This window comes from Paracoccus sp. SY (genome assembly GCF_002901215.1).
GTDB classification, from domain to species: Bacteria; Pseudomonadota; Alphaproteobacteria; order Rhodobacterales; family Rhodobacteraceae; genus Paracoccus; species Paracoccus acridae.
In genome coordinates this window covers 1-17790 of the sequence record NZ_NWMQ01000053.1, presented here as the reverse complement: position 1 = coordinate 17790, position 17790 = coordinate 1, and the positions used below count along the sequence as shown (strand labels likewise).

General features: G+C 65.6%; 19 protein-coding genes. 12 read left to right on the top strand and 7 right to left on the bottom strand.

Features of this window, described 5'->3' with window-relative positions; all coding sequences use genetic code 11:
• The 6 genes from CK944_RS19640 to CK944_RS19615 form a co-directional block, all read right to left on the bottom strand.
• The coding region (locus tag CK944_RS19640; protein ID WP_146038718.1) for a biotin/lipoyl-containing protein at nt 1–119 on the bottom strand (119 nt) is incomplete at its 3' end.
• 15 nt (nt 120–134) lie between these two features.
• Nucleotides 135–1184, bottom strand: a complete 1050-nt coding sequence (gene pdhA / locus CK944_RS19635) for a pyruvate dehydrogenase (acetyl-transferring) E1 component subunit alpha (RefSeq protein WP_103174757.1) — start codon at nt 1182–1184, stop codon at nt 135–137.
• Nucleotides 1185–1293: 109 nt separating this feature from the next.
• Nucleotides 1294–1587 carry a septum formation initiator family protein gene (locus CK944_RS19630; protein WP_103174756.1) on the bottom strand — a complete coding sequence of 98 codons (294 nt, stop codon included), beginning with the start codon at nt 1585–1587 and terminating at the stop codon, nt 1294–1296.
• 64 nt (nt 1588–1651) lie between these two features.
• Nucleotides 1652–2431, bottom strand: a complete 780-nt coding sequence (locus CK944_RS19625; RefSeq protein WP_103174755.1) for a 23S rRNA (adenine(2030)-N(6))-methyltransferase RlmJ — start codon at nt 2429–2431, stop codon at nt 1652–1654.
• A 38-nt stretch (nt 2432–2469) separates the two neighbouring features.
• Nucleotides 2470–2688: a DUF2945 domain-containing protein gene (locus CK944_RS19620; RefSeq protein WP_103174759.1), complete on the bottom strand. Its 219-nt coding sequence runs from the start codon at nt 2686–2688 to the stop codon at nt 2470–2472.
• 719 nt (nt 2689–3407) lie between these two features.
• Nucleotides 3408–3632, bottom strand: a complete 225-nt coding sequence (locus CK944_RS19615; protein WP_229664998.1) for a DUF1127 domain-containing protein — start codon at nt 3630–3632, stop codon at nt 3408–3410.
• Nucleotides 3633–3963: 331 nt separating this feature from the next.
• Between CK944_RS19615 and CK944_RS19610 the strand changes: the two genes are divergently transcribed.
• The 9 genes from CK944_RS19610 (at nt 3964) to murD (ending at nt 14751) form a co-directional block, all read left to right on the top strand.
• Nucleotides 3964–5055, top strand: coding sequence for an Mrp/NBP35 family ATP-binding protein (locus CK944_RS19610; protein WP_103174754.1), 1092 nt, complete (start codon nt 3964–3966; stop codon nt 5053–5055).
• A gap of 602 nt (nt 5056–5657) precedes the next feature.
• Nucleotides 5658–6170 carry a division/cell wall cluster transcriptional repressor MraZ gene (locus tag CK944_RS19605; protein WP_103174753.1) on the top strand — a complete coding sequence of 171 codons (513 nt, stop codon included), beginning with the start codon at nt 5658–5660 and terminating at the stop codon, nt 6168–6170.
• Between the two features lie 3 nt (nt 6171–6173).
• Entirely contained in the window at nt 6174–7139 is a 966-nt protein-coding gene (gene rsmH, locus CK944_RS19600) for a 16S rRNA (cytosine(1402)-N(4))-methyltransferase RsmH (protein WP_103174752.1), read from the top strand.
• Nucleotides 7139–7477 carry a cell division protein FtsL gene (locus CK944_RS19595; RefSeq protein ID WP_192877788.1) on the top strand — a complete coding sequence of 113 codons (339 nt, stop codon included), beginning with the start codon at nt 7139–7141 and terminating at the stop codon, nt 7475–7477. Before rsmH ends, CK944_RS19595 begins: the two co-directional genes overlap by 1 nt.
• Before the next feature lie 5 nt (nt 7478–7482).
• Nucleotides 7483–9312, top strand: a complete 1830-nt coding sequence (locus tag CK944_RS19590) for a penicillin-binding protein 2 (RefSeq protein ID WP_103174751.1) — start codon at nt 7483–7485, stop codon at nt 9310–9312.
• The gene (locus CK944_RS19585) at nt 9309–10808 is read left to right on the top strand and encodes a UDP-N-acetylmuramoyl-L-alanyl-D-glutamate--2,6-diaminopimelate ligase (protein WP_103174750.1); all 1500 of its coding nucleotides are present in this window, start codon (nt 9309–9311) and stop codon (nt 10806–10808) included. Before CK944_RS19590 ends, CK944_RS19585 begins: the two co-directional genes overlap by 4 nt.
• Complete coding sequence (gene murF, locus CK944_RS19580; protein ID WP_103174749.1) at nt 10805–12187, top strand: UDP-N-acetylmuramoyl-tripeptide--D-alanyl-D-alanine ligase; 1383 nt, start codon at nt 10805–10807, stop codon at nt 12185–12187. The genes CK944_RS19585 and murF overlap by 4 nt, the downstream gene beginning before the upstream one ends.
• A gap of 3 nt (nt 12188–12190) precedes the next feature.
• Nucleotides 12191–13273, top strand: a complete 1083-nt coding sequence (gene mraY / locus CK944_RS19575; RefSeq protein WP_103174748.1) for a phospho-N-acetylmuramoyl-pentapeptide-transferase — start codon at nt 12191–12193, stop codon at nt 13271–13273.
• 74 nt (nt 13274–13347) lie between these two features.
• A complete protein-coding gene (gene murD, locus CK944_RS19570; protein ID WP_103174747.1) occupies nt 13348–14751 on the top strand; it encodes a UDP-N-acetylmuramoyl-L-alanine--D-glutamate ligase in 1404 nt (467 codons plus the stop codon).
• 77 nt (nt 14752–14828) lie between these two features.
• Here murD and CK944_RS19565 read toward each other — a convergent pair whose 3' ends face one another.
• The gene (locus tag CK944_RS19565) at nt 14829–15614 is read right to left on the bottom strand and encodes an enoyl-CoA hydratase (protein WP_103174746.1); all 786 of its coding nucleotides are present in this window, start codon (nt 15612–15614) and stop codon (nt 14829–14831) included.
• Between the two features lie 57 nt (nt 15615–15671).
• Between CK944_RS19565 and CK944_RS19560 the strand changes: the two genes are divergently transcribed.
• The 3 genes from CK944_RS19560 (at nt 15672) to rpsI (ending at nt 17219) form a co-directional block, all read left to right on the top strand.
• Entirely contained in the window at nt 15672–16112 is a 441-nt protein-coding gene (locus CK944_RS19560; protein WP_103174745.1) for a PaaI family thioesterase, read from the top strand.
• A 133-nt stretch (nt 16113–16245) separates the two neighbouring features.
• A complete protein-coding gene (gene rplM / locus CK944_RS19555) occupies nt 16246–16710 on the top strand; it encodes a 50S ribosomal protein L13 (protein ID WP_103174744.1) in 465 nt (154 codons plus the stop codon).
• A 2-nt stretch (nt 16711–16712) separates the two neighbouring features.
• The gene (rpsI, locus tag CK944_RS19550; RefSeq protein ID WP_103174743.1) at nt 16713–17219 is read left to right on the top strand and encodes a 30S ribosomal protein S9; all 507 of its coding nucleotides are present in this window, start codon (nt 16713–16715) and stop codon (nt 17217–17219) included.
• Nucleotides 17220–17790: the final 571 nt, after the last annotated feature.

Below are 17790 nucleotides of genomic sequence, written 5' to 3'. Positions count from 1 at the left end.
TCGATCTCGGCGATGATGTCGCCCGCCTTCACGGCGTCGCCTTCCTGCTTCAGCCATTTCGCGAGCGTGCCTTCCTCCATGGTCGGCGACAGGGCGGGCATCAGGATTTCAGTAGCCATTCGTTCAACCCTCCCTCAGGCGTGTTCTTCGGCGCTGCCCTGGGGCAGGTCTTCGGCATAGATGTCGGTCCAGAGTTCCTCGAGCGCGGGCTCGGGGCTTTCCTTTGCGAATTCCGCCGAATCGTTCACGATGTCCTTGATGTCCTTGTCGATGGCCTTCAGGTCATCCTCGGACGCGTGCTTGCCCTGCAGCAGCAGTTCGCGGACATGCTCGATGGCGTCGCGTTCGTCGCGCATCTTCTGCACTTCCTCGCGCGTGCGGTATTTTGCCGGGTCGGACATCGAATGGCCGCGATAGCGGTAGGTCATGACTTCCAGGATATAGGGCCCCTTGCCCGCGCGGCAGTGGGCCACCGCCTTTTCGCCCGCGGCCTTCACGGCCAGCACGTCCATGCCGTCCACCTGTTCGCCCGGGATGCCGAAAGCCTCGCCCCGCCCGAACAGCGTGGTCGAACGCGTGGACCGCTTCATCGAGGTGCCCATCGCATACTGGTTGTTCTCGATCACGAAGATGACCGGCAGGTCCCACAGCACGGCCATGTTGTAGGTCTCGTAAACCTGACCCTGGTTGGCAGCGCCGTCGCCGAAATAGGCGAAGGTCACGTTGTCATTGCCCAGATACTTGTCGGCAAAAGCCAGGCCCGCACCCAGCGGCACCTGCGCCGCGACGATGCCGTGCCCGCCATAGAAATGCTTTTCGCGGCTGAACATGTGCATCGAGCCGCCCTTGCCCTTGGAGTATCCCCCCTCGCGCCCGGTCAGTTCGGCCATCACGCCCCGCGCGGACATGCCGCAGGCCAGCATGTGGCCATGGTCGCGATAGGAGGTGATGCGCTTGTCGCCTTCCTTGGTGGCGGCTTCCAGCCCCACGACGACCGCTTCCTGCCCGATATAAAGGTGGCAGAAGCCGCCGATCAGGCCCATGCCATACAACTGGCCTGCCTTTTCCTCGAAACGGCGGATCAGCAGCATGTCACGGTAATATTGCAGCAGCTCGTCGCGAGAGACATTCGACGGCACACCGGTGGCCGCTGTCTCGGTTGCGGGGGCAGGCTTCCTGGCCATGCGGGGGGTCCTCCTCAAAGCGCGGTCAGAATAGTTCAGCGTTAAACTATCCGTAGCGTATCGGGAAAACGGGTGCAATCCGCGAACGACGCCGCAGAATGACGCGGCGTCAGCGCAGGATCACCTCGTCCGCGCGGATCAGGCCCAGCACCTCTCGGGCGCGTTCGTCCAGCAGATCGAGATCCAGGTATTCGTCGGACATGCGCCGCGTCAGGTTCTGCATTTCCTGCACCTGGGACTTCAGCTTGTCGCGTTCCGCCTGAAGTTCCACGGTTTCAGCCTCGATCTGGATGCGGCGCAGGATGCCCGAGGGACCTTGCACGGCGGCGAAGGCGAAATAGAGGCCCAGGGCGACGGCCAGGGCCAGAAGCACGGTGGCGCTGATGGAAAGACGCTGCGACATGGACGGGCCGTTCTGGTTTGCTGCGGGATCATGCCACAGGGCGCAGGGCAGGGGAATCCCCCGTTCAGGCGTTCCGGCGGAAGATGTCTTCGATTCGGGCGGCTTCTTCGTCCAGCCCGAACGGCGGGTTCAGGACCCAAAGGCCCGATCCGACCATCGAATGGCCGGCACGGGCAGGCGGGAACGACACCTCGGATCGCAGGGCGTCGGGGTAAGATGTCATCAGCGCGGTCAGCATCGGCACATGACGGGCATCGGTCAGGATCGGATACCACAGGGCGATCACGCCCACATTCCATTTGCGCGCGATCAAACCGATCTGGCGGGGAATGGCGGCATAATCCGCCTTCACCTCGTAACTGGGGTCGATCAGGATCAGGCCCCGCCGGGGGGTCGGCGGACAGACCGCCTGCGCCATCTGGAAGCCGTCCTGCCGGTGCAGGGTGGCAAAGCCCGCCACATGCATCAGCGCCTCGTGTTCGGCAGGGTGCAGTTCCGCCAGATGCGCAGAATCGCCCCGGCGCAGGAAATGCGCGGCGATCAGCGGCGACCCAGGATAGGCCTGCGGGCCATGACTGCGGCGGATCTGCGCCCAGGCGTCGAGCAGCGGATGTCCCGGCGGCAGCCACCCTTCGGCTTCGGCCCGCTGGATGCCCGCGCGCGCCTCTCCGGTCTTCGTGGCTTCGGCGCCGTCCAGCCGGTAAAGCCCGCGTCCGGCGTGGGTTTCCAGATAGGACAGCGGCTTGTCCTTGCGCGTCAGGTAATCCAGCGCCGTCGCCAGCAGCGCGTGCTTGTGCAGGTCGGCCAGGTTGCCCGCGTGATAGGCGTGTTGATAGCTGAGCATGACCGGCCCTTAGCCCGCGCCGTCCGACGGGAAAAGGGCTATGTCGCCTTGCGCAGTTCGGAATGGCTTTTCAGCACCCGGCCGCCGTCGTCCTGTTCGATCAGATAGGCGGGATTGTCCGGCTCGGCGTTGCGCTTGATCTTGCTGCCCTTGATGGTCCGCTCGACCGGTTCGGTGAAGGATTCGGCGATCTTGCCGCTGGCGGTGCCCTTGCCCCAGTCCCATTCGACCTTCGATCCGACGCGGAATTTGGTCATGCCGATCCCCATGGCTGTGCCGCGACAACGCGGCCCTTGGGGCGCAGTTCCTGGGTCTGAAACGAAAAGCGGCGGCGCCCAGGGAGGAGGAGGGGCGCCGCCGCGGAACGCTGGCCCGGGGAGGAGGGAGGGGCCGCGTTTGGGGTGCGGCAAGGCCAGGGAGGAGGAGAGGGCCTTTGCCGCCAACGACCGGACCAATTGGGAGGAGGGGGTCCGTCGCATTCGGGTGCCGCGATCAGGGCGGCTATGAAAGCGGCGGCGCCCAGGGAGGAGGAGGGGCGCCGCCGTAACGCTGGCCCAGGGAGGAGGGAGGGCCGCGCATGGGGTGCGGCAAGGCCGGGAGGGAGGAGAAGGCCATTGCCGCCAACGACCGGACCAATGGGAGGAGGGGGTCCGTCGCGTTCGGGTGCCGCGATCAGGGCGGCTATGTAGGGTGCGGCTCAGCCGGGAGGAGGAGGGGCTTCGCCGCAGACAGCACGCGCCCCGTATGGGAGGAGGAGGGGGGCGGGCCGTATTCCGGTGCCGCAGAACAAGGCGGCTATGTGGTTTTTGCGGCGGCCCCGATTGGGAGGAGAGAGGGCCGCCGCCTGTCGCTGAACCCCGAGGGAGGAGATGGGTTCCAGCGCTGTCTTTGGGGCGGCATCCTCAGGGGAGGAGGAGAGAGGATGCCGCCAGTTCCCGCGTCCCAGGGAGGAGGAGGGGAAGCGGAAAAGGGTATCTTATTTCGTGCCCCAGGCCGCTTCATGGGCCAGGCGACCGATCATCGCGCGGTTGATGCCCAGATCGGCCAGGTCACGGTTGGTCAGCACGTTCAGTTCGCGAACCGTCTGGCGATAGATTGCACGGCGGGCGCGGTTTTCCTGCATGTGCTGGATCGCAACCATCAAACGGCCGATCAGGCCGGAAGCGGCAGCGGCGTTGTGGGTTTGGGCGACGGCAGCCATGATGTGTTCCTTCGTTCAGCATCTGCGCCTTGCCCGGATTGGCCCGGCGCCTTTCGATGTCCCCAAGATGGCGCTAATGCTGCGCTTGCACAATGACTCCTTTCGGATTGCTGCCATGCAGCATTCGCATGACTGCAGGGTCATCCCTTGGAAATCCCGTTAAGAATTGTGTCAGGAATGTGACAGTTCTTGATCGTTAGCGATCACGCCGCGCTGCAAAAACCGGCGGCTTTCGGGATGCCGCAGCCAAGATGCCACATATTGCGGCGGGTGGTTGATGCCAGGGGCCGACTGAACCATGTTGCCGTAAACCAATCAAAAGGTCCTTGACATGTCCGTGAACCGCGAAACTGCCCTTAGGGAAATCTCTGATATCGTTCTGCCGGATGGCCGGACCCTGGAAAAAGCGGATCTGGTGCGGGCTTTTACGGTCGAGGGCGACACTGTCCGATTCGTGCTCGAGGTGGCAGATGCGGGCGTCGCGCGCAGCCTTGCGCCCGTAGAGGCCGAGGCGAAGCGCCGATTGGAAGCGCTGCCCGGGATCGGGCGTGTCCAGATCGTCATGACCGCCCCTGCGGGCAAGCCGCAGGGACAACCGGTCCGTTCGTCGGGCGCGGCGCCGTCCTTGCAGATCGGGCGCCATCCGACCGGGCAGGCCGGCCCACAGCCGATTCCCGGCGTCAGGAACATCGTCGCCATCGGATCGGGCAAGGGCGGCGTGGGCAAATCCACCGTCACCTCGAACCTGGCGGTGGCATTGGCACGCGCAGGACGCCGGGTGGGGCTGCTGGACGCCGATATCTATGGTCCCTCGCAGCCGCGCATGATGGGGGTGTCGGGCCGGCCGGCCAGTCCCGACGGCCAGCATATCGAACCGCTGCACGCGCATGGCGTCACGATGATGTCCATCGGCCTGATGCTGAAGGAAGGCGAGGCCGTGGTCTGGCGCGGCCCCATGCTGATGGGCGCCATGCAGCAGATGTTGCAGCAGGTGAACTGGGGCGAGCTGGACGTGCTGCTGATCGACCTGCCGCCCGGTACCGGCGACGTGCAGCTGAGCCTGTGCCAGAAGGCCGCCGTGACCGGGGCCGTCATCGTGTCCACGCCGCAGGACGTGGCGCTGCTGGATGCGCGACGCGCCATCGACATGTTCAACAAGCTGAAGGCGCCGGTCTTGGGCCTTGTGGAGAACATGTCCACCTATGTCTGCCCGAACTGCGGTCACGAGGCGCATCTGTTCGGTCATGGCGGCGTGGCCTCCGAGGCTCGGGAACTGGGCCTGCCGTTTCTGGGGGAACTGCCCCTGGAACTGGAGGTGCGTCTGGCAGGCGATTCGGGACGCCCCGTGGCAATGGGAGAGGGTGCAACCGCCCAGGCCTATGCCCGTCTGGCCCAGCGGCTGATCCAGGATGGGGTCGCCTGACGGGTCACACTGGGAATGCACGGGAATGGCCAGCAATCTGGCCATTTCCCCCGCTGCTCACGCTGGCGTGATCGTTTGTGAACGGCGAACAGGCTCTTTGTTCTTTTCTGTGGATAAGTGGCAACAGCTTTTTGCGTGGAAACAGAAGGACCTAGCCATCATTAGCGCAGACAACAAATGTTAGGTGCCTATATCTAGAGGAGAATCGGGAAACGTTGCCCAAGGTGTTGGGCCGCAACAGATTCGTTTCTCTTTTGCCACAGGCCTGCGACAATCCGCCGTTCGCGTTTTGGCTTCCTCACAGGGCGCAGAATTCCATTGCTTCCCATGAATTCCCATGCCACAACCAGATCACGAAAACGGGCAGTAAAGGGGCGATCAAGACCCCAAGGGCGAAGCAGGCTTTCATACAGGCGTCCGTTTTCCAACAAAGCCGTCCGCATGCGCGAGCAGCACCTCCCCCAGGTGGCGCATGACAAGGACGGACCCCAAAACGGGGTCGCGACGTGGGAACGAGGGCGGCGGATCGGGCAGTGGCAGCAGCCCGGTCCGCCCTTTCTCTTTCGGGCAACCGGAAGAACGGACAGTGAGGCAGGGCCAGAGTGGCGCGGAAGTTCAGAGGCACTGAATCCGTCAAGGTCGATGGCAAGGGACGGATGTCCGTTCCCGCCCGGCTGCGCCGCGTATTCGATGCCGGCGACCCCGGCTTCGCCACCGCCAATACCGGACGAACGCAATTGGTGGCGGTCTATGGTCCCGACTGGTGGAACTGGATCGAGCTTTACACGATCGAGGCCATCGAGGAGATCGACCAGCAGATCGACAAGCTGACGCGCGGTTCCCCGCAGCGCCGCTGGCTGGAAATGCTGATGAACGGCCAGTCCACCGATCTGGAAATCGACAAGGAAGGCCGCCTGGTCCTGCCGCAGAAACTGCGCGAGAAGCTCGGTTTTACCGAGGGTTCCGAGACGATCTTCGAATCGCGCGGCGACTATATCCAGGTTTATCATCCTGATTCCCGGCCCAAGGATGTCACCGCGCTGGAGGATTTCACCACCCAGCACGGCCCGGAATTCGATCCGCGGTCCTTCCTCGATCAGGCGGACGAGGGTTAGGCAATGGCCGAATCGCATGTGCCCGTTCTTCTTGCGCCGCTGCTTCGCGCGGTGGCACCCGTATCCGGGGTCTGGCTGGACGGCACCTTCGGGGCCGGGGGCTATTCCCGCGGGCTGCTGGAAGCCGGGGCGGACCGGGTGATCGGCGTGGACCGCGATCCGCTGGTCTTCGACATGGCGGCAAGCTGGGCCGGCGAATACGGCGACCGGCTGCGGCTGGTCGAAGGAACGTTTTCCGATCTCGATCAACTTGCAGGCGAATCGCTGGACGGCGTGGTGCTGGATCTGGGCGTCAGCTCGATGCAGCTTGATCTGGCGGAACGGGGCTTTTCCTTCCTGCGCGACGGGCCGCTGGACATGCGGATGGAACAGGCTGGACCGTCCGCTGCCGATCTGCTGAACACGGCTGACGAGGCGGTGATCGCCGACGTGCTGTATCACTATGGCGAGGAACGGGCCGCCCGCCGCATCGCCCGCGCCATCGTCGCCGCACGCCCGCTGACCCGCACCGCCCATCTGGCCGAGGTCGTGGCGTCATGCCTGCCGCGCCCCAAGCCCGGCCAAAGCCACCCTGCCACCCGCAGCTTCCAGGCGATCCGCATCTGGGTGAACGACGAATTCCGGCAACTGGTCGATGGCCTGTCCGCGGCTGAACGCGCCTTGAAGCCCGGCGGCAAGCTGGCCGTGGTAAGCTTTCATTCGCTGGAGGACCGGATCGTCAAGCGCTTCATGCAGGCGCGGTCGAACAGCGCAGGCGGGGGCAGCCGCTATGCGCCGGTGCAGGAAACCGCGCCCCCGGCCTTCACCATGCCCTTCCGCCGCGCCATCGGGCCCGACCCCGAGGAGGAGGCCGCGAACCCGCGCGCCCGGTCCGCCCTGCTGCGCGTGGCGATCCGCACCGATGCCCCCGCAGGTTCCGTCGAAGCGGACGCCCTGGCCATGCCGCGCCTGCCGAAAGGGGGGCATTGATGCGTCCCCTGACCTATCTGGCCTGTGTGCTTCTGGTGATGGGCCTGGCCTTCTGGGCCTATCGCGAGAATTACCGCACCCAGGCCGCCATCGGAGAAATGAGCCAGATCCAGCGGGAAATCGCCGGACTGCGAGAGGATCTGGGCGTCCTGCGCGCCGAATGGGCCTATCTCAACCGGCCCGAGCGCCTGCGCGAACTTGTGGACCTGAACTTCGACCGCCTGCAACTGATCCCGCGCGAGGCCGGGCAGACGGTGGGCCTGGGCCATATCGACTATCCCAAGCCGCCTGCGCCGCCCGACCCCCCCGAACCGGCAGAAGCCGCCCCCCAGGAGTGACCGTCATGATCCGCATCCCCCTGCGTCCTCTGGCCAAGATCCTCCGCGCGCGCGACCGGGGCGAGAACCCCGACGACATCGAGGCCGAAAACCGTCGCCTCCGGCACGAGGCGGCCCAGGACAAGGCCCGCCGCCGCGCCGAAGGTCGGCTGGCGCTGATGGCAAGCTGTTTCGTCCTGGCCTTCGGGGTCGTGGGCGTGCGCATGGGCACCCTGGCCTCCAGCGATCCGATCGAGCCGCAAAGCGAGGTCATGTCCGCGCGGATCGTGTCGCAACGCGCCGACATCACCGACCGGCACGGGCGGGTGCTGGCGACGAACCTGCTGACCCATTCGCTTTATGCCCATCCGCACCAGATGGTCGATCCGGTCGGCGCGGCCAACGAACTGGCCCGCATCTTTCCCGACCTGGACGCGGCGAAGCTGACCCAGGATTTCACGGGCAGCCGCAAGTTCATGTGGATCAAGCGCAAGATGTCGCCCGAACAGATGCAGGCGGTCCATGACATCGGCGAACCCGGCCTGCTGTTCGGCCCGCGAGAGATGCGCGTTTATCCCAACGGACACATCGCCAGCCATATCCTGGGCGGATCCGGCTTCGGCAACGAGGGCGTGAGCAGCGCCGAGGTTCTGGGCGTCGCGGGCGTGGAAAAGGCCTTCGACGGCTGGCTGCGCGATCCGGCCAACGACGGGGCGCCGCTGCAGTTGTCCATCGACCTGTCGGTGCAGTCGGCCATGGAGCAGGTCCTGGCATCCGGCATGGAGGTCATGAGCGCCAAGGGCGCCACCGGCATCCTGATGGAGATCCAGTCGGGCGAGATCCTGGCGATGGCCAGCCTTCCCGACTTCGACCCGAACGACCGGCCACGTCCGCTGCTGAAGGGCGACCCGTCCGACAGCCCGCTGTTCAACCGCGCCGTTCAGGGGCAATACGAACTGGGATCGACCTTCAAGATCTTTCCTGTCGCACAGGCGCTGGATCTGCAGATCATCAACCCCAACAGCGGCATCAACACCACGACGCCGATGCGCATCGGGAAATACCGGATCAGCGACTTTTCCAACTATGGCCCGCAACTGTCGGCCACGGACGTGATCGTCAAATCCTCGAACGTGGGCACGGTTCGCATCGCGCAGATGATCGGCGTGGACCGGCAAAAGGATTTCCTGCAGAAGTTGGGTTTCTTCGACCCCCTGCCGATCGAAATGGTCGAGGCGCCGACCGGCAAGCCGCTTGTGCCCAGCCGCTGGCCTGCCGTGACGGCCGCCACCGTGTCCTTTGGCCATGGCCTTGCCGCCAGCCCGCTGCACCTGGCCGCGGCCTATGCCACGGTTGCCAATGGCGGTCGCAAGGTGACGCCCACGCTGATCCATGGCCGCACCCGGCCGCAGGGCGAACAGATCCTGTCGGAACGCGCCGCCGACCGCGCCGTGGACATGCTACGACAGGTCGTGACGCGCGGCACCGCCAGGCAGGCAGAGGTCGAGGGATACGAGGTCGCGGGCAAGACCGGCACGGCCGACAAGCCGCGCCCCTCAGGCGGCTATTACGACAACAAGGTGGTTGCGAACTTTGCCTCGGTCTTCCCGGCAAGCGATCCGAAATATGTGCTGATCGTGGCGCTTGACGAACCCTCGGTCACTGGGCCGGGCGGCGAGACGCGCACGGCGGGCACCACCGCCGCCCCGGTCGCAGGCGCCATGATCCGCCGCCTGGCGCCGCTGGTCGGGTTGGAACCCGCGACCGACGAAAACCTGCCGGTCTTCGAGCCGCGCTTCGCCCCCCGTGTTGAATCGCAACCCGGCGATGAGCTAAAGGTCGTCGCAAATCAATGACGGGTAGGACTGTGGGGCAAGGCACGAAGACGCTGTCGCAGCTGGGGCTGCGGGCAAGGGACGGGCGCGACCCGGCCATCACCGGGCTGTCGCTGGACAGCCGCACCGTGAAGCCCGGCCACCTGTTCGCGGCCCTGCCGGGATCGGCGCTTCATGGCGCGGAATTCATCCCCTATGCCCTGCGGATGGAGGCAGGCGCCGTGCTGACCGACCGCGCCGGGGCCGAGATGGCGGTCCAGGCGCTGTCGGGCTGGAACGGCGCGGTCGTCGTGGCCGAGGATCCGCGCGCCGCCCTGGCCGGTGCCGCAGCCTTGTGGTTCGAATCCCAGCCCGACCATGTCGTGGCTGTCACCGGCACCTCGGGTAAGACCAGCGTCGCAAGCTTTACCCGCCAGATCTGGCAGCATATCGGCCGCAAGGCGATCAGCCTGGGCACGATGGGCGTGGAGGGCGACTATCAGGCCAAGCTGGCTCATACCACGCCCGATCCCCTGACCCTGCACCGCATCCTGGCCGAGGCCGCCGCGGCGGGCGTCACCCATGCCGCGATGGAGGCATCCAGCCACGGCCTGGATCAGCGCCGCCTGGACGGCGTGCGGGTCGAGGCCGGGGCATTCACCAATTTCAGCCAGGACCACCTGGATTACCACGCGGGCTTCGACGAATATTTCGCGGCCAAGGCGCTGCTGTTCAATCACATCCTGGAAGACGGCGCGGCGGCGGTCATCAACATAGACGGCGAACGCGGGCGGCAGATGCTGGACATCGCCACCGATCGCGGACTGGCCGTGACGACGGTCGGCACGGGTGAAAACGCCATGCTGCGGATCCTGGGCCAGCGTTACGACGCCACCGGGCAGGATCTGCGCTTTTCGCTGATGGGCCAGCCGCATCTGGTGCGGCTGCCGCTGATCGGCGGCTTCCAGGCGGAAAATGTGCTGGCCGCGATGGGCTTGGTGCTGGCCGCAGGCGATTCGGCCGAGGCCATCTTGCGCGCGCTGCCCGAACTGCACACCGTGCGGGGCCGGATGCAGCTTGTCGCGCAGCGCGAGAACGGGGCCACGGTCTTTGTCGATTACGCCCACAAGCCCGGCGCGGTCGTGGCCGCGCTGCAATCGCTGCGCCCCCATGTCATGGGCCGCATCGTCTGCATCATCGGCGCGGGCGGCGACCGCGACCGGGGCAAGCGCCCCCTGATGGGCGAGGCCGCGCGCCAGTTCGCCGACGTGGTGATCGTCACCGACGACAACCCCCGGTCCGAGGATCCGGCCGCGATCCGCGCCGCCGTGATGGAGGGCGCCGGACCCGACGCCACGGAAGTCGGCGACCGGGCCGAGGCGATCCTGCGCGGCGTCGATGCGCTGCTGCCGGGCGACGCGCTGTTGATCTGCGGCAAGGGCCACGAGACCGGCCAGATCATCGGCAACGACGTTTACCCCTTCGACGATGCCGAACAGGCATCCGTCGCGGTTGCAGCACTGGACGGCAAGATATGAGCCTTTGGACAGCCGAGGAAGCCGCCGCCGCGACGGGCGGGCGGGCGCAGGGCGATTGGGTGGCGACGGGCGTTTCCATCGACACGCGGACCATCCGTCCGGGCGATCTGTTCGTGGCGCTGAAGGACGCGCGCGACGGCCATGACTTCGTGGCCCAGGCGCTGGACAAGGGCGCGGCGGCGGCCCTGGTCAGCCGGATCCCCGATGGCGTGGCGGCGAACGCGCCGCTGCTGATCGTGCCGGACGTGCTGGCGGCGCTGGAAGGGCTGGGCCGCGCCGGGCGCAGGCGCATGACCGGCAAGGTCGTGGCGATCACCGGATCCGTGGGCAAGACCTCGACCAAGGACATGGCGCGGGTCGCGCTGACGGGGCAGGGGCGCATCCACGCGGCAGAAGCCAGCTACAACAACCACTGGGGCGTGCCGCTGACCCTGGCGCGGATGCCCCGCCACACCGATTTCGCCATCGTCGAGATCGGCATGAACCATCCGGGAGAAATCGCGCCCCTGTCGCGTCTCGCCCGTCCGCATGTTGCGATGATCACCACCGTCGCCGCCGCCCATCTGGAAGCCTTCGGCGCCATCGAGGGGATCGCGCGCGAAAAGGGCTCCATCTTCGAGGGGCTGGAACCCATCGGCCACGCCATCCTGCCCGAGGATCTGCCGGTCACGCAAATCCTGCGCGATTGCGCGGATGCCGCCGGGGCGCTGGTCATGGGCTTCGGCCGCGACGGGCAGGCGAAGTTGGTGCAGGCCAGGGCCGTGGACGGCGCGCTGGAATGCCGCGCCCGGATCGGTGGCGAGGTGCTGGACTTCACCCTGCAGACCACCGGCAGCCATTTCGCGTTGAACGCGGTGGGCGTTCTGGCAGCACTTGGGGCCGCCGGCGCGGACCTGAAGGAAGCCGCCAAGCGCCTTGGCGACTGGCTGCCGCCCAAGGGGCGCGGCGCGGTCGAGGATCTGGCCGGCATCCGCCTGATCGACGACGCCTATAACGCCAACCCGACCTCGCTTTCGGCGGGGCTTGCCACGCTGGCGGGGCTGGAAGGCGGACGCCGGGTCGCGATCCTGGGCGACATGCTGGAACTGGGCAGCGACGAGATCGCCATGCATCGCGGCATGGCCGACGATCCTGCGATGGCCAAGGTGGATCTGGTCCACAGCGCGGGCCCCCGGATGCGCCACCTGCACGAGGCGCTGCCCCCCGCCAAGCGCGGCCTTTGGGCGCAAGACGCCGCAGAACTGGCGGAGCGGGTGGCCGATCTGGTCGCGCCGGGCGATATCGTGCTGGTGAAGGGGTCCAAGTCCTCGAAGATCTCGACCGTCGTTGACGCCCTGCGGAAAACGGCGCAGACGCCTGCACTTGATACGAAAGAATAACCGATGCTCTATTGGCTGAGCGGCCTTTCCGAAGGGGGCGACCTCTTCAACCTGTTTCGCTATATCACCTTCCGGGCAGGCGCGGCCTTCTTCACGGCGCTGATCTTCGGCTTCATCTTCGGCCGTCCGCTGATCAACTATCTGCGCCGGGTGCAGAAGAAGGGCCAGCCGATCCGCGACGACGGCCCCGAAGGCCATTTCGTCAAGGCGGGCACCCCCACGATGGGCGGCATCCTGATCCTGTCGGCGCTGTTCTTTTCCACGCTGCTCTGGGCGCGGCTGGACAACGGCTATGTCTGGATCGTGCTTCTGGTGACGGCGGGCTATGCCGCGATCGGCTTTGCCGACGATTATGCCAAGGTCAGCAAGCAGAACACCAAGGGCGTGTCGGGCCGGGTGCGGATGTTGCTGGGTTTGGCGCTGGCCTTTGTCGCCGCGGCCTGGGCGATGTGGCTGCACCCGGCAGGCCTGACGGGGCAACTGGCGTTGCCGGTCTTCAAGGATGTGCTGGTGAACCTGTCGCTGGCCTTCATCCCCTTCGGGATGCTGGTGATCGTGGGATCGGCCAATGCGGTGAACCTGACCGACGGCCTGGACGGGCTGGCGATCATGCCGGTGATGATCGCCGCAGGCACGCTGGGCGTCATCGCCTATACCGTGGGCCGGGTGGACTTCACCGAATACCTGGGCGTCCACCACGTTCCCGGCACGGGCGAGATCCTGATCTTCGTCTCGGCGTTGATCGGCGGCGGGCTTGGCTTCCTGTGGTATAATGCGCCGCCCGCCGCCGTCTTCATGGGCGACACGGGATCGCTGGCCCTGGGCGGCGCGCTTGGCGCCATCGCGGTGGTGACCAAGCACGAGATCGTGCTGGCCATCGTCGGTGGCCTGTTCGTGGTCGAGGCGCTGTCGGTCATCATCCAGGTCGCCTATTTCAAGCGCACAGGCCGCCGCGTCTTCCTGATGGCGCCGATCCACCACCATTTCGAGAAGAAAGGCTGGGGCGAGGCGCAGATCGTCATCCGCTTCTGGATCATCGCCCTGGTGTTGGCGCTGATCGGGCTTGCGACGCTGAAGCTTCGCTGATCTTCATTCTGGCATAAATATCCTCGGGGGTCCGGGGGCAGACAGCCCCCGGCTTGGTTTGAAAGGCCGTGCTGATGATTCCGGTCCAAGGTGTCGAAGGACAAACCATCGCCGTTCTGGGCCTGGGCCGATCCGGCAAGGCGACGGCTGCGGCCCTGGCAGCCGGCGGCGCGACAGTGATTGCCTGGGACGACGGCAATGACACGAGGGAAGCCGCCGCAGCCGATGGCCTGACCATCGCCGACCTGACGCGCGACGATGCCTGGGCGGGGGTCGCCGCGCTGATCACCAGCCCCGGCATCCCGCATCTTTATCCCAAACCGCATCCGGTGATCGCCAAGGCCTATGCCCTGGGCGTCCCGGTCGATAACGACATCGGCCTGTTCTTCCGCAGCTATGCCACGGCCGACTGGGAGGGCTTCGACCGCGCGCCCCGGGTGATCGCCGTCACCGGATCGAACGGCAAATCGACCACGACCGCGCTGATCCACCATATCCTCGACCAATCGGGCCGTCCCACGCAGATGGGCGGCAATATCGGCACGGGCGTGCTGTCCCTGGAACCCGCGATCGACGGAGAGGTCGTGGTGCTGGAACTGTCCAGCTATCAGACCGAACTGGCCCGCGCGCTGACGCCCGATGTCGCGGTCTTCACCAACCTGTCACCCGACCACCTGGATCGCCATGGCGGCCCTGGCGGCTATTTCGCGGCCAAGCGGCGGCTGTTCGCGGAAGGCGGCCCCGACCGTGCGGTGATCGGCATTGACGAAATCGAGGGCCTGTATCTGGCAAACCAGTTGTCGATGGGTCCGGCCGATGACAGGGTGATCCGCGTCTCATCGGGACAGAAGCTGGACGGAGGGGTCTGGTCCGTCTTCGCGCGCAAGGGCTTTCTGTGCGAATACCGCAAGGGGCGGCAGGCGGCGTCCATCGACCTGCGAGAGATTCGCGGCCTGCCCGGCGCGCATAACCATCAGAATGCCTGCGCCGCATACGCGGCCTGCCGAGCCATTGGCCTTGCGCCTCGAGAGATCGAGTCGGCCTTCCACAGCTTCGCCGGCCTGCCGCATCGCAGCCAGATCGTCGCGGAAATCGGCGGCGTGCGTTACGTCAACGATTCCAAGGCCACCAATGTCGATGCGGCAGCCAAGGCCTTGCAGGCTTTCGACCGAATCCGCTGGATCGCCGGCGGCTTGGGCAAGGAAGGCGGGATCGGGGAGCTGGCGCCTTATCTGGACCGAGTCGCAAAGGCCTATCTGATCGGTCATTCCGCCCGCGACTTCGCGCTGGAAATCGGCCAGACCCCTTACGAGATCGCCGAAACCATGGAAGCCGCCGTGGCCCACGCGGCCTCCGAAGCCCAGCCGGGGGATACGGTGCTGCTGGCCCCCGCTGCCGCCAGCTTCGACCAGTATCCGAACTTCGAAAAGCGCGGCGAGCATTTCACCGACCTGGTGAAGGCTTTGGCGCTGCGCTGAGGGAAGCGGGGCAGGGGGCTTTCAGCCCCCGTCGCTTCGCGACTCCCCCGAGGATATTTGCTCACAGAAGATGGTCGTCAGGACCAACTTGGCGGCCGCTTTTCCAGGAAGGCCGCCATGCCCTCGGCCGTGTCGGGCAGCAGGATGTTCTGGCACATCGCCGCACCGGACGTTGCATAGGCTTCTGCGAGGCCAAGCCGCAACTGGTCGTGGAAGGCGCGCTTGCCCAGGCGGACAGCGGCAGGAAGCTTCGCGGCGATGGTCGCGGCCATGCCCATCGTCGTCTCGGTCAAGGAACCGGCCGCCACGACGCGGTTGACCAGACCCAGTTCCCTGGCGCGGGCCGCATCGATGAATTCGCCGGTCGTCAGCATCTCGAAGGCGGCCTTGGGCGGGACCGCGCGGGTCAGCGCGACCATCGGGGTCGAGCAGAACAGGCCGATATTGATACCGTTCACCCCGAAACGCGCCCCTTCCGCCGCGACCGCCATGTCGCAGGACGCGACCAGTTGGCATCCTGCAGCGGTGGCGATGCCCTGGACCTCGGCGATGACCGGCTGGAGCAGGGCGGGGATCATCTGCATCATCCGGGCGCAGCGGTCGAACAGATCCGCGAAGGCTGCGGCCCCGCCATCCTCATCCCCGCGCGCAGCCTGCATCTGCCGCAGGTCGTGGCCCGCGCAAAAGGCCTTGCCGCTGGCTGCCAGAACGACCACGCGGACTTCGTCGTCGCCCGCGATCCGGTCCAGTTCCCCCGTCAGCGCCGCGATCATTTCGGCAGACAGGGCGTTGTAGTTGCCAGGACTGTTCAACACCAACCGCGCGATCGCGCCGCTGTCCTGCCGTTCGATCAGCTCTGCCATCTTGATCTCTCTCCCTCTTTGTCGAAACCCTATGCCGCGGCAAGCACAGGGGAAAGCATGGATATCGTCATGGACGCGCAGGCGCTGAACGCCTTTCTGGAACGGGACTTTCCGCAGGTGGCCGAGGATCACCACGTCGAATCCGTCGGCCCGGACCGGCTGGTCGCGCGCCTGCGGGTCAGTGACCGGCATCTGCGTCCGGGCGGGACCGTTGGCGGGCCGTCGATCTTCGCCTTGGCCGACGTCGCCATCTATTGCGCGATCCTGTCGAGGATCGGGCCGGTGGCGCTTGCGGTGACCACCAATGCCACGGTCGATTTCATGCGGAAACCCGCTGCGGGACGCGACCTTCTGGCGCAATGCCGCATCCTCAAGCTGGGCCGCAGCCTGGCGGTCGTCGAGGCCCTGATCTTTTCCGAAGGGGAAGACGAGCCGGCGGCGCGTTGTTCGATGACCTATTCGATTCCCCCGAAACGACCGCAAAACAGCGCATTATGATGTGGTATTTTAATACCTAAATCTCAACACATTGATGTTGTTTGATTTAAACACCGCAGTTGCGCTTGACGCGGGTGCTGCGATCTTCGATATACCGCCATCTCGAAATTTTGCGACCCTGAAGGGACGAAAGATGAAAACCTATACCGCGAAACCGGCGGAGATCGAGAAGAAGTGGATCCTGATCGACGCCGAGGGTGTCGTTCTGGGCCGCCTCGCCACGATCGTCGCCAATCGCCTGCGCGGCAAGCACAAGCCGACCTTCACCCCCCACATGGACATGGGTGACAACGTCATCATCATCAACGCCGACAAGGTGCAGATGACCGGCAACAAGCGCGATGACAAGAAATACTACTGGCACACCGGCCATCCGGGCGGCATCAAGCACCGCACCGCGCGCCAGGTCCTGGAAGGCGCCCATCCCGAGCGCGTGGTGATCAAGGCCGTCGAGCGCATGATCAGCCGCAACAAGCTGGGCAAGCAGCAGATGACCCATCTGCGCGTCTATGCCGGTGCCGAGCATCCGCATGAAGCGCAGCAGCCCGAAGTTCTGGACGTCAAGGTCCTGAACGCCAAGAACACCCGGAGCGCGTGATTATGGCCGAAGACATCAAAAGCCTCGACGATCTGAAATCCGTCGTGTCGGGCAGTGCCGCCGCCGTGGCCGAAGCCCCCGTCCGCCGCGAAGCGCAGCGCGACAGCCAGGGTCGTTCCTATGCGACCGGCAAGCGCAAGGATGCCGTTGCCCGCGTCTGGGTGAAGGCCGGTTCCGGCAAGTTCCTCATCCGCAACAACAAGGGCGAGTATGTGGACTATACGCAATACTTCGCCCGCCCCGTCCTGCAGATGATCCTGCGCCAGCCCTTCGACATCGCCGGTGTTGCTGGCCAGTACGATGTCATGGCCACCGTCAGCGGCGGCGGTCTGTCGGGTCAGGCAGGCGCCGTGAAGCACGGCATCAGCCAGGCGCTGCAACTGCACGAACCCAGCCTGCGCGCCGCCTTGAAGGCCGCCGGCTTCCTGACCCGCGACTCGCGCGTCGTCGAACGGAAGAAATACGGCAAGGCCAAGGCTCGCCGCAGCTTCCAGTTCTCGAAGCGCTGATCCCGGCGACATGCAATTCCAAAAGGCGCGACCTGCAAGGGTCGCGCCTTTTTCGTTTCCGCCATGCCACCGATTCTTCATCCGGGCGTTACCGGAACAGGGGAAACTGCCTGGATCACGGGCAAGGAGACGATTCCCGGACCCGAAACAGCAAGAGGAGCGTGCGGAACGGCGGAATCGGGTTAGGATGAAGCAGGGGATTCGCCCTGGAACCGGGTGAGGGGCCAGTGGCACTCATTCCGGCAAGAAGGGCCGGCCCCGATATTTCTGTTCAGGAACATGGTCTTGCAAGAAAGTCTCTTGCAAGGTCGAAATACCCTCTTGCCCTCCCTCTCTCTCCTTCGTAAATACCGCTTCACCGAAGGCGGGAACGCTGGAAGGGACGGAACGGGAAGCGTGATCGCGGAAGGTTCTGGAGACATTCTTGGAGATGGGGCGGCTGGGTTATCGCTAAGGGATTAGCGGTCCGGTTGGTTTTGTTTCTGTTGCTTTTTGACATTGCTGGATATCTGAAGGGATATGTGGGCGGTTTGGTCGTTTATTCGACCGAGGAGCTTGCATATCGGCCTGG

What these genes read in the sequence shown, in the direction of transcription:
- pdhA (WP_103174757.1), bottom strand. Translation starts at nt 1,184, where the DNA reads ATGGCCAGGAAGCCTGCCCCCGCAACCGAGACAGCGGCCACCGGTGTG.
- CK944_RS19630 (WP_103174756.1), bottom strand. Translation starts at nt 1,587, where the DNA reads ATGTCGCAGCGTCTTTCCATCAGCGCCACCGTGCTTCTGGCCCTGGCC.
- CK944_RS19625 (WP_103174755.1), bottom strand. Translation starts at nt 2,431, where the DNA reads ATGCTCAGCTATCAACACGCCTATCACGCGGGCAACCTGGCCGACCTG.
- CK944_RS19620 (WP_103174759.1), bottom strand. Translation starts at nt 2,688, where the DNA reads ATGACCAAATTCCGCGTCGGATCGAAGGTCGAATGGGACTGGGGCAAG.
- CK944_RS19615 (WP_229664998.1), bottom strand. Translation starts at nt 3,632, where the DNA reads ATGGCTGCCGTCGCCCAAACCCACAACGCCGCTGCCGCTTCCGGCCTG.
- CK944_RS19610 (WP_103174754.1), top strand. Translation starts at nt 3,964, where the DNA reads ATGTCCGTGAACCGCGAAACTGCCCTTAGGGAAATCTCTGATATCGTT.
- rsmH (WP_103174752.1), top strand. Translation starts at nt 6,174, where the DNA reads ATGGCCGAATCGCATGTGCCCGTTCTTCTTGCGCCGCTGCTTCGCGCG.
- CK944_RS19595 (WP_192877788.1), top strand. Translation starts at nt 7,139, where the DNA reads ATGCGTCCCCTGACCTATCTGGCCTGTGTGCTTCTGGTGATGGGCCTG.
- CK944_RS19590 (WP_103174751.1), top strand. Translation starts at nt 7,483, where the DNA reads ATGATCCGCATCCCCCTGCGTCCTCTGGCCAAGATCCTCCGCGCGCGC.
- CK944_RS19585 (WP_103174750.1), top strand. Translation starts at nt 9,309, where the DNA reads ATGACGGGTAGGACTGTGGGGCAAGGCACGAAGACGCTGTCGCAGCTG.
- murF (WP_103174749.1), top strand. Translation starts at nt 10,805, where the DNA reads ATGAGCCTTTGGACAGCCGAGGAAGCCGCCGCCGCGACGGGCGGGCGG.
- mraY (WP_103174748.1), top strand. Translation starts at nt 12,191, where the DNA reads ATGCTCTATTGGCTGAGCGGCCTTTCCGAAGGGGGCGACCTCTTCAAC.
- murD (WP_103174747.1), top strand. Translation starts at nt 13,348, where the DNA reads ATGATTCCGGTCCAAGGTGTCGAAGGACAAACCATCGCCGTTCTGGGC.
- CK944_RS19565 (WP_103174746.1), bottom strand. Translation starts at nt 15,614, where the DNA reads ATGGCAGAGCTGATCGAACGGCAGGACAGCGGCGCGATCGCGCGGTTG.
- CK944_RS19560 (WP_103174745.1), top strand. Translation starts at nt 15,672, where the DNA reads ATGGATATCGTCATGGACGCGCAGGCGCTGAACGCCTTTCTGGAACGG.
- rplM (WP_103174744.1), top strand. Translation starts at nt 16,246, where the DNA reads ATGAAAACCTATACCGCGAAACCGGCGGAGATCGAGAAGAAGTGGATC.
- rpsI (WP_103174743.1), top strand. Translation starts at nt 16,713, where the DNA reads ATGGCCGAAGACATCAAAAGCCTCGACGATCTGAAATCCGTCGTGTCG.